Source organism: Lacrimispora xylanolytica (assembly GCF_026723765.1).
GTDB classification, from domain to species: domain Bacteria; phylum Bacillota; class Clostridia; order Lachnospirales; family Lachnospiraceae; genus Lacrimispora; species Lacrimispora xylanolytica.
On record NZ_CP113524.1, the window covers coordinates 1,537,677 to 1,563,230 of the forward strand.

The 25,554-nt window shown below is 40.8% G+C and carries 22 protein-coding genes; 20 read left to right on the plus strand and 2 right to left on the minus strand.

All coding sequences use genetic code 11. From position 1 onward, the window contains the following. Positions 1-101: 101 nt before the first annotated feature. The gene (locus OW255_RS07335) at positions 102-1,037 is read left to right on the plus strand and encodes a helix-turn-helix transcriptional regulator (RefSeq protein WP_024836574.1); all 936 of its coding nucleotides are present in this window, start codon (positions 102-104) and stop codon (positions 1,035-1,037) included. 29 nt (positions 1,038-1,066) lie between these two features. Here the strand turns inward: OW255_RS07335 and OW255_RS07340 are convergent, their stop codons facing one another. After that, positions 1,067-1,723, minus strand: a complete 657-nt coding sequence (locus OW255_RS07340) for a flavodoxin family protein (protein ID WP_024836573.1) — start codon at positions 1,721-1,723, stop codon at positions 1,067-1,069. A gap of 109 nt (positions 1,724-1,832) precedes the next feature. Between OW255_RS07340 and OW255_RS07345 the strand changes: the two genes are divergently transcribed. The 18 genes from OW255_RS07345 (at position 1,833) to OW255_RS07430 (ending at position 23,756) form a co-directional block, all read left to right on the plus strand. Continuing rightward, entirely contained in the window at positions 1,833-2,180 is a 348-nt protein-coding gene (locus OW255_RS07345; protein ID WP_024836572.1) for a winged helix-turn-helix transcriptional regulator, read from the plus strand. 535 nt (positions 2,181-2,715) lie between these two features. Continuing rightward, on the plus strand, positions 2,716-4,410 hold the full coding sequence (locus tag OW255_RS07350) for a collagen-binding domain-containing protein (RefSeq protein WP_024836571.1): 1,695 nt from the start codon (positions 2,716-2,718) through the stop codon (positions 4,408-4,410). A gap of 813 nt (positions 4,411-5,223) precedes the next feature. Further along, a complete protein-coding gene (gene motA, locus OW255_RS07355) occupies positions 5,224-6,009 on the plus strand; it encodes a flagellar motor stator protein MotA (protein WP_024836570.1) in 786 nt (261 codons plus the stop codon). An 11-nt stretch (positions 6,010-6,020) separates the two neighbouring features. Further along, entirely contained in the window at positions 6,021-6,806 is a 786-nt protein-coding gene (locus OW255_RS07360) for an OmpA family protein (RefSeq protein ID WP_024836569.1), read from the plus strand. 207 nt (positions 6,807-7,013) lie between these two features. Beyond that, entirely contained in the window at positions 7,014-7,979 is a 966-nt protein-coding gene (locus tag OW255_RS07365; RefSeq protein WP_024836568.1) for a glycosyltransferase family 2 protein, read from the plus strand. Beyond that, positions 7,966-9,504, plus strand: coding sequence for a glycan biosynthesis hexose transferase WsfD (wsfD, locus tag OW255_RS07370; RefSeq protein ID WP_268116186.1), 1,539 nt, complete (start codon positions 7,966-7,968; stop codon positions 9,502-9,504). The genes OW255_RS07365 and wsfD overlap by 14 nt, the downstream gene beginning before the upstream one ends. Before the next feature lie 54 nt (positions 9,505-9,558). After that, positions 9,559-10,422: a diguanylate cyclase domain-containing protein gene (locus OW255_RS07375; RefSeq protein ID WP_024836566.1), complete on the plus strand. Its 864-nt coding sequence runs from the start codon at positions 9,559-9,561 to the stop codon at positions 10,420-10,422. Beyond that, a complete protein-coding gene (locus OW255_RS07380; RefSeq protein WP_268116188.1) occupies positions 10,415-12,016 on the plus strand; it encodes a DUF2334 domain-containing protein in 1,602 nt (533 codons plus the stop codon). The genes OW255_RS07375 and OW255_RS07380 overlap by 8 nt, the downstream gene beginning before the upstream one ends. A gap of 41 nt (positions 12,017-12,057) precedes the next feature. Continuing rightward, complete coding sequence (locus tag OW255_RS07385; protein ID WP_268116190.1) at positions 12,058-13,359, plus strand: glycosyltransferase family 2 protein; 1,302 nt, start codon at positions 12,058-12,060, stop codon at positions 13,357-13,359. After that, entirely contained in the window at positions 13,304-15,625 is a 2,322-nt protein-coding gene (locus tag OW255_RS07390; RefSeq protein ID WP_268116191.1) for a cellulose biosynthesis cyclic di-GMP-binding regulatory protein BcsB, read from the plus strand. Before OW255_RS07385 ends, OW255_RS07390 begins: the two co-directional genes overlap by 56 nt. A gap of 22 nt (positions 15,626-15,647) precedes the next feature. Further along, complete coding sequence (locus OW255_RS07395) at positions 15,648-17,624, plus strand: glycosyltransferase family 39 protein (protein WP_268116192.1); 1,977 nt, start codon at positions 15,648-15,650, stop codon at positions 17,622-17,624. Continuing rightward, positions 17,621-19,231, plus strand: coding sequence for a TlpA disulfide reductase family protein (locus tag OW255_RS07400; RefSeq protein ID WP_268116193.1), 1,611 nt, complete (start codon positions 17,621-17,623; stop codon positions 19,229-19,231). The genes OW255_RS07395 and OW255_RS07400 overlap by 4 nt, the downstream gene beginning before the upstream one ends. Before the next feature lie 23 nt (positions 19,232-19,254). Continuing rightward, positions 19,255-20,358, plus strand: coding sequence for a non-hydrolyzing UDP-N-acetylglucosamine 2-epimerase (gene wecB, locus OW255_RS07405; RefSeq protein WP_268116195.1), 1,104 nt, complete (start codon positions 19,255-19,257; stop codon positions 20,356-20,358). 185 nt (positions 20,359-20,543) lie between these two features. Further along, positions 20,544-20,861, plus strand: a complete 318-nt coding sequence (gene ppnP, locus OW255_RS07410; RefSeq protein WP_024836559.1) for a pyrimidine/purine nucleoside phosphorylase — start codon at positions 20,544-20,546, stop codon at positions 20,859-20,861. Positions 20,862-20,989: 128 nt separating this feature from the next. Then, positions 20,990-21,601 carry a DNA-3-methyladenine glycosylase gene (locus OW255_RS07415; RefSeq protein ID WP_268116197.1) on the plus strand — a complete coding sequence of 204 codons (612 nt, stop codon included), beginning with the start codon at positions 20,990-20,992 and terminating at the stop codon, positions 21,599-21,601. Positions 21,602-21,733: 132 nt separating this feature from the next. Then, entirely contained in the window at positions 21,734-22,639 is a 906-nt protein-coding gene (locus OW255_RS07420; protein WP_024836557.1) for a DUF2935 domain-containing protein, read from the plus strand. A 179-nt stretch (positions 22,640-22,818) separates the two neighbouring features. After that, positions 22,819-23,145, plus strand: coding sequence for a PadR family transcriptional regulator (locus OW255_RS07425; RefSeq protein WP_024836551.1), 327 nt, complete (start codon positions 22,819-22,821; stop codon positions 23,143-23,145). Next, positions 23,142-23,756 carry a DUF2812 domain-containing protein gene (locus OW255_RS07430; protein ID WP_268116200.1) on the plus strand — a complete coding sequence of 205 codons (615 nt, stop codon included), beginning with the start codon at positions 23,142-23,144 and terminating at the stop codon, positions 23,754-23,756. The genes OW255_RS07425 and OW255_RS07430 overlap by 4 nt, the downstream gene beginning before the upstream one ends. Positions 23,757-23,784: 28 nt before the next feature. Here OW255_RS07430 and OW255_RS07435 read toward each other — a convergent pair whose 3' ends face one another. Then, positions 23,785-24,762, minus strand: coding sequence for a phosphotransferase enzyme family protein (locus OW255_RS07435; RefSeq protein ID WP_268116201.1), 978 nt, complete (start codon positions 24,760-24,762; stop codon positions 23,785-23,787). Between the two features lie 202 nt (positions 24,763-24,964). On the opposite strand from OW255_RS07435, the gene OW255_RS07440 reads away from it, so the two are divergent. Next, positions 24,965-25,468, plus strand: coding sequence for a pyridoxamine 5'-phosphate oxidase family protein (locus OW255_RS07440; RefSeq protein ID WP_268116202.1), 504 nt, complete (start codon positions 24,965-24,967; stop codon positions 25,466-25,468). Positions 25,469-25,554: the final 86 nt, after the last annotated feature.

Genomic DNA, 25,554 nt, shown 5'->3' on the forward strand with positions numbered 1-25,554 from the left:
TTAAAAGCAGTAATATGATATGATGGAATTAGATACTGTAGATGCTTTGCCTTCGATTCTGCTGGGATCGTTTGAACACCATAATGAATTGAGATAATTTTATGAAGAAAACAGAGAGACAAAATGGAATTGTACATTTACTAAGAGCCCGGAAAAAAATGACGGCCAATGAGCTGGCTGCTTACTTTGAAGTGAGTGAGCGAACGATATACAGAGATATTGATGCACTTAGCCAGCTGCGTGTTCCAATCATTTCCCATGAGGGCCTGGGCGGTGGCTATGAAATAGATTCTTCTTATTTCTTTCCCAGCATTAAGCTTAGTGAGAGGGAAATTTTAATGCTGTTAATGGTGTTAAAAGCAGGGGAAGAACTTCGTGTCCCCAACATGACAACCGATTATAATCTGCTAAGCGGTAAGCTGATTAATGTTCTGTCAGAAGATGAGAAGAAACAAGCCTTAGAGGTTATCTCCCGCATCGAGTTTGACTTAATTCGAATTATGCCTAAAGGTTATGTGGAGGACGTATTAGAACCTATATTAGAGGCGTTTTGGAGATCCTGTGATCTGCAAATAAGCTATTATCATCCGGAGAGGAACACAACAGAGCTCCGTCAGTTTTCTCCTACCAAGCTGTTGTTTGGAGAAGGAGGGTGGTATTTGAATGGTTACTGTCATCTAAGGAAGGAAAAGCGAACCTTCAGACTTGACCGAATTATATCAATTACCTGCCTGAAGGAAGAAAATCGCTATAGGGACAGTCAACTGCCTGCGCCTCAAAAAGATAAGTTTAAGTTGGATACCTACGAATTGATTCTTGACCCTGCTCTTTATCGGATTATTAAAGAAGACTTTTATCTTCAAGATGCTGAGATCAAGTATTTAAAGGATACCCTGCATCTGATGATCCGGACGGAACACAAAGATGAAATAAGTAAATTAGTTTTGTGCCATCCGGAACAGGTAACGCTCTTAAAACCAGATTATTTTGTGGAAGAGATTAAAGTATTAGCAAAAAAAATATATGAGAAATATTAAAGCTCTGTTACTTTAAGCAAATATAAGCTTTAAATGGAATCTAACTGTTCGGCAAAACGCTGCCCCATGTCAAAAGCCTTTTTGCAGTCCTTTGGAAACTGATTTTCTCTAACCTTGGCTTTTTCATGTTTATCGAAAACGGTAGCCACGTACTTATCATAATCATTAAACTGGTAAGTATCATAGGAAAATAATGATTCACAATGGCCAAAGGCTCTTTCCATGTAGCTTTCATTACAGCTTAAGGTGGAGCGAAAGCCCATTTCCTCCATTTGCTCAGCAGTCATATTCATGGTGTATATAAATGCAGTTTTTATATTTCGCCCAAATATAGATTTGTAGCCTTCCGTATATGTAATATAAGGGTAGGCCAATCGCTCTAAAAAGGAATGCATCTCCCCTGTGATATCGTAAAAGTAAATGGGAGAGCCCAGGATAATGGCGTCAGCCTGCTGGATTTTCTTTAGTACTGGGTTTAAATCATCCTTTAAAGCGCAGGTGCCGTAGCTTTTTCCATCCTTAAGTTTACAGGCAAAGCAGCTGATACAGCCTTTATAGTTTAAATCATACAGATTAATCAGCTCTGTTTCAGCCCCGTTTGATTGTGCGCCCTCCAGAGCCTTTTTTAGAAGAGTTGCAGTATTGTGATTATTTCTGGGACTTCCATTGATACCTATCACTTTCATATTAAATTCCTCCTTGATTTTTATAGCTAAATTATATATCCTTTTATTAAAAGAAAAAAGAATGCACTATATTGTTAGATACTAACAAATTAGTGAGCATGGAGGAAGCATGTCAGACTTTAATACCCATTATGGAAATTGTCCAATGTACTATGCCATGTCAGTTGTAGAGGGAAAATGGAAGTGGATTATTCTGTGGACAATCTATCAGGCAGGCATTGTGCGATATAACAAGTTACGTGGAGAGCTGCAACCGATTGCACATAAAACATTAAGTACCCAGCTGAAAGAGCTGGAAGCCAGTAACCTGATACATAGAGAGCAATACAATGAAGTACCTCCGCGTGTGGAATATTCTCTGACAGAGGAAGGGAAGACAATGATACCAATTCTGGAGCTGCTGTATCAATGGGGAGAAGAACATATGAAGTCTCCCTATGAAACAGGCATTTCATAAAATACAAATGGATAGGCACGTAATACCGTCAGGAGTGTAAAGCTCTCTGGCGGTATTTTTTTACCATCGCTCAAAACCCTGACATTCTTATGGCATAGTTTGTCTGCTATGATGATCAAAAGCAATTGTAACATCTAACATAGCAGCAGGGAGGATATATAATTGAAACAAATATTAAAAATAATTGTCAGGATATTTCTAAGGATCTTTTGGGCCATCTTTGGATTGCTCATCCTATCAGGATTATGCCAGGCACTAATCATGTTTTAAACTAATAATCAACCGGTTAAATCAGCCAAACTGTTGATTTTTGAAGGGACAAGAAATGGTACGTTATAGACAAGGTTGACAAGAAAAAAAGTTTTATAAACGGAAGATTTTAACCATATAGAAGAGGTTTCCATGTTATAATGTGAAAAAAATTTCATAAACTTATGTCCAATTGAATAGAAAATCGCACAGAACCATTTTCATACGAATAAACTGAACTAAGAATAAAAATGAGTTGCATTTCAGGCAGTTTTCAGGAGTTCATATGGATAATAACAGTTACACAAATGAAACCATGGTAACCACTGGTCTACCTTATGATAATATAAACTGGTTTAATGTAGAAGGCCAGCCTTTTGGTCCTGCCTCCGGGTTTAATGTTATTGTATTTAATGATGCCAATAACATAGTGGATATTGAGGGACCTGTGGCAATTGGCGGAAGTTTTTACAGCCCAAGAGGCTTAAGCGTTGGCTTTGCCAGAGACAGCCGTTTCAAAGAAATCGGTTACTCCCCGGATTTGGTACGTTTTTTAGTTGGCGGTAACGTATCAATGACGAAACCTCTGGTTGTTATTGGCCACGTAGTTGTCGGCGGTGGATTCCGTGCAGGCAATGGAAGTACCTACTTAATAGGAAAAGATGGCACCACAGATGGGATACCGAGATTAAAGGAATTATATCAGGCCAATGGGGGCAGCCAATACTGGACCCCTACAGATAAAGGAGATCATTATGTGGTTCCCAGCTATGATGTTCCAAGGTTTATTCCTGCAAGCAGAGTAAATGCCAATTTACAGAAGTTCTTTGGCGATGCAAAAGAGAGCATTGGATACTATAAAAGCTGTATTGAAGCATTAACTCCCAATGGTTCCGTCATAGATAATAATTATGAATGGATTTTACGGGGAAATGATCCTGTTCAGAATGTATTTCTTGTGGATGTTAGGCCCAATGGTTTGATTAACAAAGGATTGCGTGCTGAAGTTCCTCAGGGAAGTACTGTAATTGTAAGGCTGAGAACAGGTCCCAATGCACATCTGCAATACGGTCTTTACGGAGAGAGCAGTAAGGCGCGTAATACATTGTATGTGTTCGAGGATGCGACAAATATTTATATGGAGAAATCTTCTGATTTCTGGGGTAGCATTTTGGCACCTCAGGCCATGTTCCACGCCCACCCAACGGGAGGTCATGTAAGCGGCAATGCGGCATTAGGATCCTTTGCGGTCAATGCAAACAGTGGGTTTGAATTTCATTTTTATCCCTTTGCCGGGAGAGTGAATTGTCAGGCTGTATCACCAGCTCCCGAACAGCCAGCCCCCGAACAGCCAGCTCCATGTCCTACATGCCCAACCTGTCCTGCTCCTGTTCCCTGCCCTGCCCCTGTTCCATGCCCTGCGCCTACCCCATGTCCCGACTGTCCGACACCCAAACCGTGTCCGACCCCAGAGCCCTGCCCCTCTTGTCCGGACTGCCCTAAACCAGAGCCTTGTCCAGAGTGCCCGGCACCGAAACCTTGCCCCGCTTGTCCGGAATGTCCAAAACCAGAGCCTTGTCCAGTCTGTCCGGCTTGTCCGGAATGCCCGACCCCAGAGCCCTGTCCAGTCTGTCCGACTTGTCCGGAATGTCCCGCCTGCCCAGAGTGTCCCGCTTGTCCGGAATGCCCTGTTTGCGAGGAATGCTTGATCAAACCTTGCATTATAAAAGGATGTATCTGGGGCTGTGGATGCAATAAGTCTCATCAATGGGATGTGAAGCTATATAAGAGATGTGACGATACGGATACTTTATTGTATTGGATTCCCATTAACTGCTGGGGAGAGTTTGAATTCACAGTACCATATGAAGGCTTTTATATCTTAAAAATAAGAATGGTTGAAACTTGTTGCAAGTCTTACTGGTGCAAACCTATTATTACGCTTAAAAATATTGGGGTATCTGATTTTATGGTGGAATAGTTTGAGACTGATTGTAACATTGATGCACTTTAACAAAAACTGCTGCAAGTGGGGGATATCCCTTCATTGCAGCAGTTTTTATACTGAGAGAAATGTATTGTGCAGATACGATAACTGGTGTGGGCATGGACAGGCTAAAGAAAAGATACTATTTAAATAAGAAGAAACTGGAAAAAAGAGGAAATGGAATCAATTAAATTGTTCCTTAAAAAATACAGAATATTTTATGAGAGACCATTTTTATTGAAAAAAACCAGGATTTGTAACCATTTTCCAAAATAATACAATAAATGACAAAATATTCCTCTTTTTTCCCTGTTGAAATACGGGGTACCGGTCGATATAATATACATAAGATTAAAAAAATAAATCAGCTTGCAATAAAAAGCCCATATTTTGGGTCTAATGAAGGGCAGTCAGGCTGATTTAGAAATCCTGATTGAAAGCAAGGGGATCATGGGATTAAGAAAGAATTTCCCATAGAATGGAGGTTTTTGATCTGATGTAATTTGTGAAATTATTAATTATTTAGGAATTGATTGGTTTTAAAGTTAAAATGTGGTAGACTATATAAAATCTATGACGGCAGCATGTAATTGCCTTTGTTCCTAAGTTCAGATGTATTTTTACATTCGACAAACAATTAGAGTGAAAAAGTGTGAATATGTCGAAAAACAGTTAAAAAACGAGATTTAACGATTATTTAACACAAGATTAGTAACAAATATATTATACTAGAACGGATTGGCACATTGGAATTACTAAGTTTAGCCACATACATAACAACTAAACTGTATTTACAAAGGAGAAACTATGGAATTAACTACCATCCTAGGCGTTATCGTCGGAGTTGTCGCCGTTGTTGGAGCGATGATTTTTAAGCACATTGATTTTGCTGTACTTTTAAATCCGGCAGCCTTTTTTGTAATTATTGTTGGCACCATCGCGACGATTTTAAATTCATTTCCAGGCAAAAATTTAAAAAAAATCGGCTCTTTGTTCAAGATCCTTTTTACAAATAAGAAGGAAGCATCAGAGGCTGAGTTGATCGACTTAATCTATAATTTATCGAAGCAGGCTCGTTCCGAAGGTCTTTTATCCCTGGAAGCTAAGGTAGAAGAGATTAAGGATCCTTTTTTAAAGAAAGGGGTTCGATTGCTGGTCGACGGTACTGGAGCAGAACTGATCGAAGAGATTTTGGAAACGGAAATAGCGGGAATCGAAAAGCGTCATGAAATCAATTCAAGTATTTTCTCCTCAGCTGGTATGTATGCTCCTACCCTGGGTGTATTGGGTGCGGTTTTCGGTCTGATTGCAGCCATGTCTCATATTAATGATACAGACCAGATGGCGGAAGCGATTTCTGCAGCATTTATTGCTACTATTTTAGGTATCTTTACAGGCTATGTATTATGGAATCCATTTGCAAAAAAGCTTAAAGTTAAAAGCCAGCAGGAAATAATGACAAAAGAAATGATTATAGTAGGTATCTTATCCATGCAGAATGGAGATTCTCCGTTTATATTAAAAGAGAAATTACTTGCCTCTTTACCGAAATCTACTCAGAATAAAATTAACGGACAAGATAAAAAGGGATAAGGTGATTACGAATGTCAAAAAAGAGAAAGCATGCACATCAGGAAGAGGAAGCTGGAGAAGCTTGGCTGCTGCCTTATTCCGACTTAATGACTCTTCTCCTGGCAGTTTTCATTGTACTTTTTGCGGTTAGTAAGATTGATGCCAGTAAAGCACAGGAGATGTCAGAACAGTTCGCCGCAGCCAACATGGATAAGAATTACACTGGCAATGGGTCAGGAAGCGGCAGTGGCGGTGGTGGCGGTGGTCCCCAGTCAGGAGGCCCCTTAAATATTGAAACAAAAAGTGAGCTTGAGAGCTTTTTCGGAGAATATGAACTTAAAAAACTGGAAGCTTTAAAGGTAGAGCTTGATAATAAAATCCACTCAGATGGTATGGACCAGTCTGCTTCCACCATGATTGACATGCGTGGTCTGGTAATCCGGTTAAACAATGCGGTACTGTTCGAATCGGGAAGTGCAGAGATAAAAAAACACGAGGATACTTTGATAGAAGTTGCAAGTATTCTGAATACAACAGATAACTACATACGTATTGAAGGCCATACAGATAATACTCCCATCAGACGAAGCCCTTATGCTTCCAACTGGGAATTATCTACTGCCAGAGCAGTTAATGTGGTAAAGCTCTTTATTAACAAATGCAATTTTCCGCCGGATAAGCTGATTGCAGTAGGCTACGGAGAATATAAGCCGGTAGCGGATAATGGAACAGCAGAAGGAAGATCAAGCAACAGACGTATTGATGTTATTGTTTTAAGTTCTAAATATAATAATCTGGAAGAACATCAAGTAAAGTAGAAGCAGCCACTTCTGGTTACAGATGCAATTTTCATGTTTAATTTAATACCGAAAACAGATATAAGATGAACCAGTATCAGGATGGAATTCCTGGCACTGGTTTTTTTATGTGTTTAAGGAGTATTTTACAGAGAATATGTGGCAAAATAAAACAAATCCATTTGATTTGACTAAGGCAGAGAACTTGAAGCAAAAGAGGGACTTTGTATGAACAGACTTTGTATTGTAGTACCCTGTTATAACGAAGAAGAAGCACTTGCATATACCAATAAGGAATTGATTAGCATCATACAAAGGCTGGTGGAAGCGGGGAAAGTGGGGCGCGGCAGCTTTATTCTTTATGTGGATGATGGTAGCAGAGACAAGACCTGGAATATCATAGAGGAGTATCATAAAGAGTCTCCCTTTGTCTATGGATTAAAGCTGGCTAAAAATAGTGGTCATCAAAATGCGCTTACAGCAGGACTTCTTGCGGCAAAGGATTACGGAGATATGATTGTATCCATTGATGCTGATTTGCAGGATGATGTTTCTGTCATAGAGGAGATGGTAGATAAATTTATTCAGGGCTATGACATTGTTTATGGAGTCAGAAAGAAAAGAGATACCGATACTTTTTTTAAAAGAACAACTGCCCTTGGTTTTTACCGGTTAATGCGGGCAATGAAGATTGATATTGTATACAACCATGCAGATTACAGGCTCATGTCCAAACGGGCCGTAGAGGTATTCTCCCGTTATGAGGAGAGAAATCTCTTTTTAAGGGGAATCATCCCCTTGATTGGATATCGATCCACAGTCGTTACGTACGACAGGAAATTAAGAATTGCCGGAGAATCCAAATATCCTTTCAGCAAGATGCTTTCTATGGCTTTTGAGGGTATAACTTCCTTTAGCATTCAGCCCATCCTCATGATTACGAATCTTGGCCTGTTGATTGTGCTCTTTAGCATTCTGGCAGCGATCTATGGGTTTTATTCCTATTTATCGGGAAGAGTAGTAGCAGGCTGGACCTCTATTATTTTGTCCATATGGTTTATCGGCGGGGTTCAGCTTTTGTCGGTTGGCCTCATAGGAACTTATATCGGAAAGATTTATATAGAAGTAAAACAGCGTCCCAGGTATAACGTGGAAACAAATAATCTTTTGGAGAAACAGCATGAAGAATCGTGAAGAGTCGTTTGCAGCCAGGCATCTTACCAGATTCGTGACGTTTCTGAGTAAGATCAGGGGATTTTTAAGAAATGTGAATTTTAAGATGGAAGGCAGGTATTCCCCATCCCGGCTGGCTCTTCTTGTTACAGTCATAACTGCGATAATTGCTTTTGTCATTCTCTTTTTACCTAATTATCTTGGAGTGGCAGGAGACGGTTCCACCGATGAGGTGATGAGATCAGCTGGTATTTACTATATAGAAAGAGAGCCGGACCTCATTTATAACAATTATTTTATAAAAACCTACTCAACCGTTGCATCGGGGGAGGATATGCCGGGCAAGACTATAAACAGTCAGGTAATCATTTTAAGGATAGCGAAGTCACTGGATTATTTATTTACAAGAGACCATTATTTTGATATCCGGTTTTTAGGACTTCTTTATCTGATCCTTTATCTTCCAGCCGTGTATCTCTTGATTCGGGAGGTATGTAAGCGGGTGAGGCAATTTACCGAGGGAGCATTGATTGCGGCAGCCGGACTCGTAATTTTTTCTGATATCGGATACGTAACCTACTTTAACTCCTTTTATCCGGAAGCCATATGGCTCATTGCAATGCTCTACTGTGTTGGTGCCTCTATGTCTTTTCAAAAAGAACGGTCCGGCTACCGGGATTTTTTTAGTCTGATGCTGTTTTTATTCTCGGCTGTCATTTTACTCAGCTCCAGACGTCAATGTGCAGTTCTTGGTTTTTTATTTGCCATATATGTCATCAGGCTTATTTTTGTAAGAAGAAATTTTATCTGGGGAGTTAGCTGCATAGGAACTGCTTTTGTTCTCAGCCTGATTTCTATTTTATGTATTTTCATCTATCCATCTGATTTCGGTGAGACCAGCAAATTGCATGCAATGACAAGAGGGGTATTATTTGTATCATCAAGTCCATCAGAAACCCTTGAGGAGTTCGGAATCAATCCTTCTTATGAGCTGTTGACCGATTCCTCGGCTTACGATTATCTGCCCCTGGTAAAGGCAGGAGATGATTCCTTGTACCATGGGTTTCTGGATCAATACTCGGCTTCTGACATAGCCGTCTATTACCTTCGCCATCCGGGAAGCATGTTAGGAATGATTGATGTCTCCATTGGGGCAGGAATGGATATCAGAAGAGGAAGCTGCGGAAATTATGAAATATCTGCGGGAATGCCCCTAAAGGCGAAGAGTCTTTTCTGGTCAGGCTGGAGCACCTTTAAGATGATGTCGGCGCCTAAAACCATTGGTTATCTTATTGTGCTTACGGGGTTTATCTTCTTCCTGTTTTACAAAGGGTATTCCATTCGGCCTGGAGAAAATCGGAGCAATACCATTTTTTTAGATATGCTTATTACTGTTTTAGGGGTGCTGTTATCCCAGTCAATCATCGTAATTATTGGCAGTGGTGATGCTGAAATGGTTCAGCGCACCTTCCTGGTGGGACTTTCCCTTGATATTATGACATATTGTGTGTTTGCGGAGCTGCAGCATAAGATAAAGATCGTTTAAAAAGTATGGAATCTGGTTGTCTTAGGTGTAGAAGAATAGGAGGAAAAAGGACAAATGACAAAGCATAAATCGTATGGCTATCTGTTCCAGGATCTGGGGCTGGTCTTATTGCTCGCCTGTCTGTTTACAGGGGCTTTGACCGTGAGCTACACGCCCAAACCATTGCTTTTTGAAGCCGTGCTTATGCTTCTTTTCATCTTTTTAGCAATACTTCTCACTGGCTTTAAGCTGTTTGGTCTGTCCATTGTGCTGTCAGGTCTGGAGGTCCTCATTTATACGGCTTACCGCTTGTATCTGTTTCTTGCCTATGAGACGGAAATTCCACTGATCAGCTTTGTGTGGATATTTCTTCCTATACTATCCGTAGCAGCCATGTATTTGTTTGTTTCCGGCAATCGAAAGCTGGAACTGGAAAATGATATCTTAAGGGAGCAGGTGGAGGAACTGGTCATGGTGAATCCACTTACAAAGCTATATAACTTAAGAAGCTTGTATCATGATCTGTATATTCAGGTATCCTATGCAGAAAGAAACAAGCTCCCCCTGTCTCTCATGGTCATCGTGCTTAAATATGAATCAGAGCTTAAAAGCATTTTGTCACGCCAGAATTATGAGAGGGTGATACAGCGTCTGGCTCAGATTGTATCCGACACCGTCCGGGTAGAGGACAAGACTTACTCTACCGATCACAAAGGAAGTCTGGCAATCATTATGACCTGTGACAAGGAAGGAAGCGAAATTGCTATGGGGAGGCTGCGAAGCCGGATTTCAGAAAGGGATGCTTTTTCTGACATTGCCGATCATGCCATTAAGATAGAAGTGAAAATGGCCAGCATGGAATACAGTAAGGAAGAGTTTGGAGATGACATGATGCAATTTAAGCAAAGGGTAGAAAATGAACTTCAATACGATGTGTAAAAGATGGATAATTGGTTTTGCCATGTATGTCTTATCCGCATTATACTGTCAGCCAGCGGTTTGGGCCGCGGATCAAAAGCAGATAGAAAAAGGCGATATTCTCATTATTTACAGTGACGGTTCTGATAAGAATACTGGGAGGATGGTCTCTGATATGGTTGAAATCCTCACGTATCAAAGCTTTAAAGTAAGCTATGGAACTGCTTCTGAGTGCATGGATGACCTAAATAAATTCTCTTATGTCATCTGTTACGATATCACCACGTACCCCAGTGAATTTCCAGAAAAGCTTAGATTGTACGAGGAGAATCACACCGGGGAGACGAAAGAAGCAAGTCATATCTTTTTTGTTGGCAATGAATTTTTAAAGGCATACCTTGATCAGACAGGAAGGGACCAGTCTTATGAGTACATCAAAAGTACAACGGGTAAGATTCGTTATAATTTTGATGATCTGAGCCAGCGGTCCAGTATGGCAAAGGAACCGTTTTTTCTGTTTTTAAAAAACTTAAGTTATAAAAATGGAGGACTTACTGTAAGTGAGAAAGAAGGATATGTTTGTGCAAGAGAAGGGGCTTTGACTCATTTACCGGTAACGGATTTCGATGATCCACTGATAAAGGCTGTATTCATAAAAGAAGTGGCCCAGTGGAAATGGCCCTTTAACGGAAGTCCCAATATATTTCCTCAATATATTATAGTTAATAAGGTTTACCCTTATGAGGATCCAGAAAAGCTGATGGGCGTGGTTAAAATGCTGGTAAAAGGAAAGACACCATTTGTCATATCAGTCATGCCCATGTATGTGAATGGGGATTATCCGGCTATGGTCCGCTTTTGTGAGATTCTACGGTATGCCCAGGCAAATGGAGGGGCAGTTATTATCAATACTCCCATCAATCAGATGAATCCCCTTGATAAAAATGTTGTTCTGGATTATCTGGCACAGGCCCTCTCAATCTACAACAAACAGGGAGTGTATCCTCTTGCCTTACAGGTGCCCCGTAATTGGATGTTTCACCCGGATACCATTGAGATCATGAGGCATTTTAAGACAATCGTTACCTCCAACGAGGAGGATTCTTATCTTGATGCATCAGAGGGAAACACCAATGAGGTCTATAAAGACGGCCATCAGTGGATTGGCAGTTCTGTGGCTCTTGACGACCTTGGTACAAGCTATGTTTCCGCTTATTCCACTGCAGTTTGGATTTCCATGGAAGCGGATCCATCTGAAATCCTGTTAAAAATCAATGCCTGCCGCAGCTCCAGGATTCCTTTAAAAAGCCTGTGGGACATGGAACACAGCTACTGGATGGAAAAGGATTTAATGACGTATGGAAATCAAGGTCTGATTCTCAATCAAAAGAAACAGGATTTGAGCTTTCTTCCAAGCACTTATGTGAAAAATTTTGATTATCACAGAAATATGCTCCAGCGGTTTTCCAAGGACTTAACATCTCAAAACCGTTTGCTGATTTTCATGGTGGGTATTACCTCTCTGGTTTTTCTCCTGTTTATCTTGTTTGCCAGATACAACAACCGCAGAAATTATTTCTTTGGGAGTGGAGAAAAAGAGAAAGACCAGGGTTAAAAAATCTGTTTCTTTGAATGTTTTAATTTGTGGGAGGGTATATGTCAATTGTCGATGTACTGGCGTTGTATTCCATCTTTGCCATATGGGGACTGATGTTTTTAAATATTATGCTTTCCATTGGCGGTTTTCTCTATATTATGAGGATGTACCGCACAGATGGTCATAAAGCAATTCCGGAATATCCAATGGTAACTGTCATGGTTCCTGCCCATAATGAAAGTATTGTGATTCAAAAGACCATGGAAGCCTTGATAAAGCTTGATTATCCCAGGGATAAATATGAAATCATTGTGGTCAATGACAATTCTACGGATAATTCCAGTGAGGTGCTGAAACAGATACAGCATGACAATCCGGAGTCCAGAATCATTGTAATCAATACGGACAATATTGTGGGAGGAAAGGGAAAATCCAATGCATTGAACATCGCACTTTCCGTGGCGTCAGGTACAGTAATCGCAATCTATGATGCAGACAACACCCCGGAACGGCAGGCGCTTAAAATTCTCGTAGAGAATCTGATGTCAGATGATAAATTAGGTGCTGTAATCGGTAAATTCAGGACCAGGAATAAGTATGCGTCTCTGCTTACCAGATTTGTTAACATCGAAACCCTTGCCTATCAGTGCATGAACCAGGCCGGACGTTTTTTCTTTTTTAAGCTGTGTACCATACCTGGTACCAACTATGTAATCCGAAGAGAGCTGATCGATCAAATGGGTGGCTGGGATGTCAATGCACTTGCAGAGGATACGGAAATCAGTTTTCGCTTGTACCGTATGGGATATTATATTAAATTTATCCCCCACGCAGTCACCTGGGAGCAGGAACCTCAGATCCTAAAACAGTGGTTCAAACAAAGAACCCGCTGGGTAAAGGGAAACTTATATGTGTTGAAAAGCAATTTTAAATATGCGTTTGATCCGGAAGCCGGAAGAATGAGGCTTGATGTGATTTACTATGCTTTGGTCTACCTTCTGATGTTTACTTCCCTTGTTTTTTCCGATTTGATCTTTGTCATGGGAATTCTGGGTTTTTGGTATGTGACCCTGGGAGGCTTCTCTTCCCTTCTTTGGGAGATGGCCATTCTGTTATTTGTGTTAAATGTTGCAATTACCCTATCGGTAGAAAAAAATGAGTTTAATTTCAGCAACCTGTTACTCACCTTTGTTATGCTGTTTACCTATGCAAAGCTATGGGTGCTGGTGGTTTTAAACGGAATGATACAGGGCGTTCAGGACAGGCTTTTTAACAAGGAAGTCATATGGGATAAAACAGAGCGCTTTGAAGAAGCAGGTGGGAAGAGGAAAGAGAAAAAAACTGGGAATACTAAGCAATAAGCTGGAGAATATGCCGCCGTTTGCGGAAGAATCGAGGATGATGATGAAAATACAAAAAAAGCTTTGGGTATCTCTGGTACTCGTCCTTTTCATCTTAGAAGGGCTGGCACCCAGAGTATATGCAGAAATAAGGCCAACTGCTCAGACTGTGATAAGTAAAGGACAGCCGGAAACTGAAAGTCAGGCGCCCCTCCTTCCGGTTGCTGATCCGGAGGGAGCGGCCCCGCCGGAAGTGACTGAGCCGGCCCATGAGCCCACCACCTATACCCAGGATGATTTTTTTACTCAGAAAACCTTAAAAGGAATTTATTCGTCTGCTGATCTTTATTTCTTTGCGCCCAGTTATTGGGATGTAAAGTATGTTTATGCCCAGCTTCAGTATGATGTCAGCCAGCTTTTGGAAGGAAAGGCCTCCTCCATAACTCTGTCAGTCAATGGTGTGCCCATTCAGTCTTACCGTCTGGAGTATAAAAATGGCAGCCCTCAGATTCTCTACGTAAAGATACCGGTAAGTGAAATTCGTACCGGTTTTAACTCCCTGACCATTTCTGCTTATGCCAGGCTTTTTGATGAGGAAGGCTGTGTGGATGATGCTTCGGATGCCAACTGGCTTCGGATTTATGATACATCCCATATCAGGAGCGGTTATGAGGTCAAAGACCCGGAGCAACGGATTTCATATTATCCCTATCCTTTTATGTCCACCTATAATCCCACAGGAAAAGGTCTTACTATTGCTGTTTCCGATCAGGCTGTAAGTGGAGAGGTAGCTGCGGCTATGAATATAATGGCGGACTTAAGCTCTGAGACGAAAGCTAAGAATGAGATTGAAGTATGCCTTTTATCTGATGCAGCAAATAAAGATACCACCAGAACCATACTGGTATCTGCCTACGATAACCTTCCTGCGGAATATAAAAATCTGGTAGGCAAAGCTCCTGATTCCACTGGAAATGCCACCGTAACATTTACCGATGATTCTCAGGGCAGACCGCTTCTCATTATAACGTCTATGGAAGAAGATAGCCTGATAGAGGCTTCCAATATGCTTATGGATGAAAACCGGGTGATGCAGGAGAGCGGTCAGACTGCTGTCATAGAAAAAGGAAGCGGTCAGATCGCCATGAACGCAGGGAAGCAAAGCGACATGATGGCAGGAAATTATACGCTGGAGGATATTATGGGCAGCGGACTGATGTTTGTCGGTCCCTTTCACCAGGACAATTACGTCTATCTTCCCGTAACTGGAGATTATGTGCTTTCAGAAGGGGGAAAAGTAGCATTAAAATTCAGATACAGCGAGAATCTTGACTTTACAAGATCCCTAGTCACTGTATCCTGGGGAGAGATACCAATTTCCAGTAAACGCCTAAGCAAGGAAAATGCCTCCGGAGACGAGCTGAATTTTGAAATGCCAGGGGATATTTTAGGTACGGCTGCAAGCAGCATAAAGATATCCTTTGATTTAGAGATTGCAGATCTGATCTGCACACCTAGACAAAGTGATATGCCATGGGCTTATGTTTCCAAAGAATCCACTCTTTTCTTACCTCCTTCTAATGGGATAAATCTTTCCTTTGATGTAAAAGGTTCCCCGTTTCGAAGTCAGGGGAAATTTAATCAGGTTATGCTAATAATACCGGATAAGCCTTCTGGAGATGAACTGAACCTTCTTGGGCAGGTTGTAGCTATGTATGGCAGCGGAATAAAGCCCTATGGAAGCCTGCTCGTAAGAAAGGGAAGTGAGTTTCAAAAGGATGATGGGGATTATAATATCATAACTGTGGGGACGTTTCTTGATAATAGCCTGATCGCCCAGATCAATGATAGCTTAAGCTTCCATTATACCCCCGATGGGACAGGATTTGAAAGCAATGAGCAGCTTATTTTATCAAGAGACTACGCAGGCCAGATTGGAATCATGCAGCTGATAAAATCTCCCTTTTCCTTAAACCGGGGATTACTTGCAATTACCGGGTGCAGCAGCGAGTCCATATCTCGCGTCCAGGAATATCTAAGGCAAAGCAAAAAAAGGGATGAGCTTAAGAAGGATTGTGTGATCATTGCACCTGATTCCAGCATCACTGCCTTTCAATTCATTCAAGGCACAGCAGCGAATGCAGAACCAGCGCCTATGGAAAAACTGGTTCAAAACAAAAGGTCTGTGATATTTACCATTGTCGCAACTTCAGCCATGTCCTTGATTCTGGTTGCGGTTATCATCATATTGCTGCGTATCCGTATGTATCGGAAACGAGACGAATAACAAGTTTTGAATGAGGAATGGTATGAAATTAGAAAAAAACTGGTTCTATTATTTATGCATCTCATTGTCCATTGTGGGCTTTGCCTATATTTTGATCTGTGGCGTTTCGGAGATAGGAAATAGTCAGGAATATCCCTATGCAAGGAAAGGCATGCTCATTCTCATCTTTTTCCTTACCTGGGTCGGAGTTCATTTTATCGCATTGCTGTTAGCAAGGCTTGATATTGGGACGAAGCTGGAAAAGAAAAAAACATTCATGTCTGTGATGGAAGGTGCTTATGTAGTTTTAATCCTGTGGGCGGCTTTCTTCCTTCGCTATGCAGTGATAACCCATCTTCCTATGGAGCCGGCCTCTGACTACAAAACTTATTATGAAGTGGCAGAAATGATGAAACGTGGTACGTTACAGGAGAAAGGGGAGGGATATTGCAACTACATTGCCATGTTTCCTCATATCATTGGTTATTGCTACATCTTAAAACAGGTGTTTGTTCTATTTGGAACCAGTGTATGGAATGGACAGCTTGCCAATGTTCTGTTTTCTGTTGGAACCGTTTTAGTTATTTATCGAATCGCCAGGAAAATAGGTGGCAGGCTTCCAGGTGTAATTGCACTGACTGCAGCAGCTTTTTGGCCGTCTCAGATCCTTTATATCAATATGCTGGCATCTGAGTATTCCTTTTCTTTTTTCCTTTATTTATCTCTCCTTTTATTTCTTCATCTTGTTATGGATTATCACGGGGATACCAAGCATGGAGTGAGAGGGCTTCTCCTTCATATTCTGTTAGGCTGTCTGATTGCAGTTACTTCTGCCATAAGGCCGATGGCATTGATTCTTTTAGTAGCCATTCTCATATGTATACTTCCCCTGAAAATGAGGCTGCCAAATATACCTCAGAACAGCATTCCTGTTTTGGTGCAGCTTTTGGGAAAAGGCTGGGTCCGGGGGATTTTAATTCTGGCCTCCTATCTGATCCTGTCAAACGTCTTAACTACAAATACGGAGCTTACCATTAACCGTTCCGTTCCTTCCTTTTCAGAATCCGTTGGCTACAATCTTCTGGTGGGGTTAAATGAGAAATCAAGGGGCGGCTGGAATGAGGAGGATTCTAAGTTTTTATATGAAAATCTGGAACGTACCGGTTCTCCTATAGAGGCTCAGATTGCCTGCCGGAAGGAAGCGATGAAGCGTATCAAGGAAGATCCAAAGGCTTTGTTTGATTTATTTATCAACAAATATGAATTACTTTGGGGAAATGATGATTACGGTGTTACCTGGAATCAGGCGTTTTTAAAGGAGCAGAATCATCTGACTCCAGAGCGGGCAGGTTTTCTCATTGAGTCCAGAGAAACAAACCATATGGTCTATATGGTATTTGCATTATTTTCCTTTATGACCTTCATTTATCTGCTAAAGAGAAGGGCTTCTTATCTGTATGTCCCTATTCTTATCTATCTTGGAACGGTAGGAATGCACCTTTTGGTGGAGAGCCAGAACCGGTATCATTTTCATGTGCTTCCGGTCTTTATGATCGTTGCTTCCGTGGGAATTGGATATATCTTTGAAAATGCCGTAGGATTTGTAACCTCCCAGGATCTTATAAAGCAGGATAGGGATAAAATAAAGCTTAAGGAAGAACTTGCGTTAAAGCATTTTGAGGAAGAGGAGCATGAGGCAATTAAAACCCGCTACCATAAAATGACCAATGCCTTTGATATGAAATCAGCCATTGATAAAGGGAATGTGATTGTAACCGTTTCTAAGAAATACATGGAAGACGCTCCTGTAAAAGAAAATGATGTCAATAGGGAGACAGAAGCAATACCTCCTAAATTTCATGAGAAGGAAAGAGACAAATTAATCAATAAGATACAAACCCTGGAAAGGTCTAATCAGGAATTATTAAAAAAAGTGAATGCTCTTAAGAAAAAGACAGCAGGAAACTTAAAGCATACGAGAAAGCCCCCCAAATTAAATCTTTGGAGAAAACCAAAATGAAACCAGTTCATCCATTGTCAAAACCAGAAAAAATCTTATTTGCCATCCTCTGTATTCTGGCTGTCACTGTAATTTCAGGCAGCATACTGCTTCTTGTATACCCGACAGCAAAAAAACAGGTGCTAAATCAAAGGGAGGAAGAAAAGACAGAGGATAATTTTCTTGATGATACAACAAGCCTGCTGCCGGAATACTGTAATTTAAATGAAAAAATACCGGATATCTCATTTCAGGATGAGAGCGGAAAAAAGGTATCCATCCGGGACTTTGAAGGAAGAACGACCATCCTTACATTCTGGGCCAGCTGGTGCCCGGATTGTCAAAAGGAGCTGTCGGTTATGAAGGAGTTACTTAAGACGGCTGAAAAATACGGGGATATTAATTTTTTACTGATCAATAGGCTGGATCATAAGAAAGAAACAAAGGAAAGGGCCAGTCAGTACTTAACTGAGCAGGGAATAGACTTAAATACGTATTATGACGATGGTCTGTCTGCCTATAAAACATTGGGATTACACAATATTCCTACCTCCTTGTTTCTTGATGAACAGGGAATCATCCGGGCATGGAGTCCCAGACAGATCATAGAAACTTCTGTATTGGAAGGATATTTAAAGGATACCATAGAAGGAAGCGGTAAGGTGACCTGTGATTTTATTACAGGAAATATGATGGATGACAAAGGCGGAATCCACACAAGCTATGAAAGCTCCAGAGAAGAAACAGAAAGGAGCGACGTTCTGAGCGAGTCCCAGGGGGGGATGCTGGAATTTGCAGTATTAAATAATAACAAACAGCTGTTTGATAAAGTCTTTTCCTTTATTACCGGTAAGATGAATTTATATGGGCTGACCGCCTGGAAGATTTCAGGAGATATGCCTGCAGATTCCAATGCTCTGCTTGATGATTTCAGAATTGTAAGTGCCCTCATAGCAGCAAACCAGGTATGGGGCGGTTATGAGGAAGCAATTAAAGATTACACCGCAGCAATTGTCAGGTATGGGGTAAACAATGGACAGTATGTGGATTTTTACGACAGGAAGTACAGGCAGTACGCAACGCGGTTCACTCTATGCTACGGAGATCTTAAGACAATGTCTGAATTAGCAAAGCGGGATGAGACCCTAAAGGAACCATATGAAAAAGCCAGAAAGCTGATTGAGGAAGGCAGAATCAGTGACAGCTTTCCTTTGTATTATAGCTGGTATAATTTTAAGACCAGGGAGTATGAGAGGGACGATTTAAATACGGCGGAGGCATTGGTCACGCTGTTACATCTGGCAGAAGCTGATATGCTTCCTAAGGAAAGCATATCCTGGCTGAAAAAAGAGATTTCAGGGGAAGGAATCAAAGCACGCTATACGGTGGAAGGACAGCCAGTAAACGGCTATCAATATGATTCAACAGCTGTCTATGCTCTGACAGCTATGATCGCCAGAGAAATTGGGGATAGAGACCTGCAGGGAAAAGCCTTAAAGAAAATGGAGATCATGAGAATTGTTAATACATCTTATGCCTACCATGGAGCCTTTGGCATGACCGATGGAACCGGTATCATTGCCTTTGATCAGATCATGGCTATGCTGGCTTATGAATATACCAGATGAAAATGAAAACGAGGTGATATAGCATGAAACGCATTATGGTGGTGTTTGGGACAAGGCCGGAAGCCATTAAAATGTGCCCTCTTATCAAAGTGTTAAAAGAACGGCAAAATGCCCGGGTAAGTGTTCTGGTCACAGGTCAGCACAGGAAAATGCTGGATCAGGTGCTAAATGCTTTTGATGTAATTCCGGATTATGATCTTTCCATTATGAAGGAAAAACAGACATTGTTTGAAATTACAGCCAACATACTAAATGGGATCAAAGCCATTTTGGAAAAAGAGCAACCGGATCTGGTACTGGTTCACGGGGATACCACCACGACCTTTGCCACGGCCCTTGCCAGCTTTTATTTACAGATTCCGGTAGGCCATGTAGAGGCAGGGCTTAGAACCTATGATATCTATTCTCCTTATCCGGAAGAATATAACAGACAGGCAGTCAGCATTGTGGCCCGGTATCATTTTGCACCGACGGAACAGGCAAAACTAAATCTCATAAAAGAAGGAAAAGATAAGGACAACATATATGTGACTGGGAATACCGCCATTGATGCCCTAAAAACAACCATAAGAAAGGATTACAGCCATGAGGAGCTGACATGGGCCTTGGGAAGCAGAATAATCCTTTTGACTGCTCATAGGCGGGAGAATATAGGAAAACCCATGGAGGGTATCTTTCACGGGATTAAGAGGATTCTGGAAGAAAATCCTGATGTAAAGGTCATTTATCCCGTCCATTTAAATCCTCTCATCAGAGAGATTGCAGGTTCTGTTTTTCAGGATGAGGAACGGGTTCATCTGATAGAGCCTCTGGATGTACTTGACTTTCACAATATTCTTGCAAGAGCCTATCTTGTATTAACGGACAGCGGAGGAATCCAGGAAGAGGCGCCAAGCCTTGGAAAACCAGTACTTGTCCTGCGGGATACTACAGAACGGCCGGAGGGAATCAAAGCAGGTACACTTTGCCTGGTAGGAACGAAAGAAGAAGCAATTTACCAATCCATAAGAAACCTGCTTCATGATAAAGCGGCCTACAATAAGATGTGTCAGGCCAGTAATCCTTATGGGGATGGCTTTGCCAGCAAGCGAATCGCGGATATTCTGCTTAGAGAGAACGAATCATAGAAATGTCCAATTATGGAGCAGAAAATTCCGAAAATTCGTGAATTATGAAATTGCATGAATGAAATATATAGTGTAGAATCTTCTTTAAGATCAGGTGCTTCCTATGTAATTGAGAAACAGCGGACTCATGATTAGAATTAGTAACATCATAGCATAAGATTTGAGTGGAAAGCGGAGGATTCATCATGAATATGTTTGAGCATGTAACAGTCATTAAAAAGGCAAATGTATATTACAATGGGAAAGTAACCAGCCGTACCGTATACTTAGAAGACGGTACAAGAAAAACACTTGGAATTATTCTTCCTGGAGAATATGAATTTGGTACCGACGAGAGAGAGAAGATGGAAGTGCTGGCAGGAACACTGCATGTTTTATTGCCAGGGGAAGAAAATTGGACTAGCTATGGGGAAGGACAGGCATTTGAAGTTCCTTCTAACAGTAAATTTAAGGTTTCTGCCGATGATGTGGCAGATTATTGCTGTTCCTATATCCATGAATAATTTTTTGAACGTAGAATAACATAATACAAGGAAAGCCTTCAAAAACAGAACTATTTTGAAGGCTTTCCTTCTGTTAAGAGATGGACGTTTGAATATAAATGAATGTGAATAAATAAAAGGCGGTAAGAATGAAAAAGCTGGACAGAGAGTTTTATAATAGGGATTCGATTGTAGTAGCGAGGGAGCTTCTTGGCAAGGTACTTGTTCATGAAATTGACGGTAACAGGATTTCTGCCAAAATCGTTGAAACAGAAGCATATATGGGAGTGGAAGATAAGGCAGCCCATTCCTATGAGGGAAGAAGAACGCCCAGAGTGGAAGTCATGTACGGAGAGCCTGGATTCACCTATGTTTTTATGATTTACGGCATGCACTCCTGTTTTAATGTGGTAGTGAATAAGAAAGGAACGCCCCAGGCCGTTTTAATCAGAGCAGTTGAACCTATGGAGGGATTGGAATGGATGGCACAAAAGCGATTTGGAACGCCATATGAAGTACTGACTAAAAGCCAGAGAAAAAGTCTTACAAACGGACCGGGAAAACTATGCAGAGCATGTTCCATAGACAGAAGTTTAAATGGAATGGATTTGTGCAGCAATGAGTTATATATAGAAGGAGGAATCAAGGAAGAGTTTGACATCGTAACAACAAAACGTGTTGGTATTGATTATGCAGAGGAAGCAAAGGACTTTCCCTGGAGATTTTATATAAAAGACAATGAAAATGTCTCAGTGAAATAGAAGTTTGATGAAAATATGAAGATTTTAAAGCTGATGTCAGGACTGATTGCAGCAGAGATGTTTAGTGAAGACCAAGGTACGGAATCATTCTTTCAATCATATTATATTAAAAACTGTTTTAGGAAGTTATGAATGATCGATCAACAGCAATACGTCATTTTATCTCTGGAATTACATTTGTTTTTCGGCCGCATCATGAAAGAACATTCTATTTTTCTGGAAGCCGGATTTACGCCTGCAAACCCCAACTTTAGCAATGTAGCAGATCAGTTCAAAGAACAATTCGAGAATGTTTTGTATCATGCAGTCGTTTTAGGCAATGGGATCATTACTCCCAACGTGGTATCTTCCGGTGAAATCGTAACTGAATATACCTTAGGTACGGAACAAAAGACCCAGAATTTTACTGGTATCGTAATCAATCAGGATATTACGAGAATGGAAGCGGACCTTTATGGTCTTGAGAATCCTCAAATCACATCGGATATGGTACAGCAGGTAAGACAGTTAAATACTCAGACCATACCATTGCTGGACGGCCTGATTGAATTTAAGACAAGAGTATTAAATGAAGTATTGGCATGCAATATGTTTACCATGAATTATCCGCTGCTCATTGATCATATTTTGAGGGAAGCTAATATGTACCGGAGTCAGCTTGCCGCGCTGGAAAGTGGAGAGTATCCCTATAACGATGTAAAAGATACAGAACTATTCTGGGATCAGATCATGATGGAGCATGCTTTATTCATCCGGGGATTATTAGATCCCACGGAAGGCGAGCTGATTAATACATCAAACAACTTTGCTCATGAGTACGCAGATCTTTTGGAAATGGCCAGAAATGCCACAGATGCAACCATGGAACAGATTACAGGAGAGACTCTGGAGGAAACTCTTAGGTATCAGAACTTCAAGGAAGCCGGTACCAGTGGAATCTCTGAATGCAAAATACGCAGTATTATTTTACCCCTTCTTGGTGACCATGTGCTTAGAGAAGCCAATCATTTTATCCGTTTGTTAAACCAGTTTCGCTAAAATCATATACTGCAATTTACTTATTTATAGTGGATACAGAAAAGAGGTAATCTTTGGTAATTCAAAGAATACCTCTTTTTTACTTGACTTATACAGTTGGACGATATATAATCAAAATGTACAGTTTAACTATATATAATTAAACGATATAAAGTCATACGATATAAAGGAGAATGATAATGAATTATAACAAGCTGTTACCTCTCACAGAAACGACGTTTTACATTATGCTGTCTCTGGCAACTCCGTCCCATGGCTATGCCATCATGCAGAACGTTGAGTTATTAAGCGAAAACAAAGTAAAGGTAGCTGCTGGAACACTTTACGGAGCCATAGAAAATTTATTAAAGCAGAAACTGATTATTGAAGTAAAAAGCGAAGACAAACGCCGCAGGGTTTATACTCTGACCCCGGATGGAAAAGAGTTATTGAAACTAGAAATTGAGCGGTTAAGACACCTGATTCAAATATCAGAAGGAATAGAGCTTGGAGGCAAGGAACGATGAAAAAATTTAAAATTATTCCAGACTTTGTAAATGAAGAAAAGTTTTTGAATGATATGGCACAACAGGGATATTATCTGGAAAAATACAATACCCTTGGTGTATATACGTTTCGGGAAGCGGAACCACAAAGTCTCAGTTACAGAATTGATTACCGTACATTTTCTGGCAAAAAGCAGTTTGAAGACTATTGTGCCTTATTTGAGGACGCAGGCTGGGAACATGTTTACGGAACTCGTTATTCCGGTTCCCAATACTTTCTTCCCATACCAGGAAGGGCACAAACAGATGATATATTTTCAGATAAAGAATCGAAAGCTGGACGGTACAAACGATATTCCTCCCAATGCTTTGCTTCCCTGATGTTAATGATCACCTGGCTGTTTCTATTAAATTCAGATAACTGGAAAATCTGGAATGTGAAAAGCTGGTATTTTACTCCCGGGCTTTGGGATATGCCTGGTTCTCTGTTTTGGAAGGCATTTCTCTTTGAAACACCCTTTGTAATTTTGAGGGTTGCGCCGATGATACTCTTTTTCTTTATGGCAATTTTATATGGATATTGGTCCTTTAAAGCGAAGGATCTCTATAAAAAGGAGCTTGACGTCCACTGATTTTTATCATTGGGCGTCAAGCTCTTTTCTACAGTTTACGGAATATCTCTGGTTTTGATTCTATCATGAATAGAAAGTTCTTTTTCAAATCTGGATTGTGGTTTAAATAATTCTGCATACAAGTAAATAAAAGAAGCCTGCGGTATTGAAAAAAGACATCAATCTGATCCAGCCATAGCTCATCCAGATGGTTTTCTGTTTCATAGCCGTTGATAAAATAGTCAAAATAGCGTTTCAATGGTTCCTTGTTATAAACCTCATTCATCATACCTCCAGATAAGTCGAACATGATCCCCTGAGCAGGAACCGTAATATCCTGAAGGAAAAAGTTACAGGAAGAACAGTCAAAATCAATCAGTGTAATCTGATGATTCTTAGTTATGATATTATTTTTGTGATTATCATTATGAATAAAGCCATAGGTATTCCGGTCAATGGGAAGTTTCGATAAACCTGCTTCCATGCTCCGCCATTCTTCCTTTACCCCTTCGTCTTTGCACCAATTGGTAAAAAAGTGTATTTCGTCCTGGTGCCCGAACTGGGAGGGATTTACGGTAATGTTTTTCCAAATAGGATAGTTCTTTGTTAAACGATGGGCTTTTCCCATTAATTTGCCCCAGTGCCAGCTTAATTTTGTAGAAAGCAGGCTGGTATCCGGACTTTTGCCTTCACAAAACTTCATGGAATAGGCAAGAAAGATATGTTTCTCATCCTCGAACGTCTCATAGAGCCTGCGGCTTTCATTTTTTTCCGGATAAGCGATGTCAATTCCATTTTCTCCAAGATACTGTACAAATGTCAGCCGTTCTTCCAGTGCAGCAAGTTCCTTGGTTCCGGGTGTTTCAAAGGCTAAAATCTTCAACACCTTTTTCTGGCCCTTACTATGGTAGGAATATGCAATACCATCAGAATCCTCCCGTCCGCCCCCTAAAAAGCTAAGATCGGCCTCTTTGATTCCATAGGAATGGCAAAGATGAGACAATGCTTTTTCAGATACTGTTATCATATAGTTCTCCTTATTGGCTAAGATAACTATAGTATATCGTATCAGCCGGAATAGAGAAAGCTTAATTATGGAACCATTAGATCGTTTCACATTTTGTCTATGCCCTTATGATTGAGCACATGACAAGAAAAGTAAATACATACAATGAAGTAATATGGTTACTTACAGGTGGGTACTGGACGAAATCAAAGGAGGATTTTTCATGGATTATAAGAAAGCTGCCAGCTATTGGCTGGATAAAGAGAAGGAGTCCGTCCGAATGGACGAGATTACTCTATGGCAACATATGGAATCATTTATCAAGGGGCACAACACCTGTGCACTCTCTACGGGCTGTAACGATTTTGTTCGCTGTACTCCCATTGAGTACGAATTTAAGGATAAGAAATTTTGGCTGTTTTCTGAAGGCGGGCTTAAATTTCGGGGACTGGAAGGAAATCATAATGTTTGCCTTGCCATTTTTAACAGCTATACTGGTTTTGGCCAGCTGGGAGGAATGCAGGTCACGGGCACAGCCGCGCTTGTAGAACCATGGACGGCAGAATACATGGATTTACTGGCATATAAAATGATTCCGCCGGAGAACTTAAAAAAATTGCATACTGCCTTATACCTGATTAAAATCACGCCTTTGCGCATTGATTATCTGTGTTCTGAATTTAAAACCCTGGGCTTTGATCCAAGACAGTACCTGATTTTTTCCTGATACCATGGGGGAGTGAAGTCTGCCATGATGACCGGAATGAAAAAGCTTTTTTCATAAATGAAAGAGGCTTTTTCATTCCGGTCATA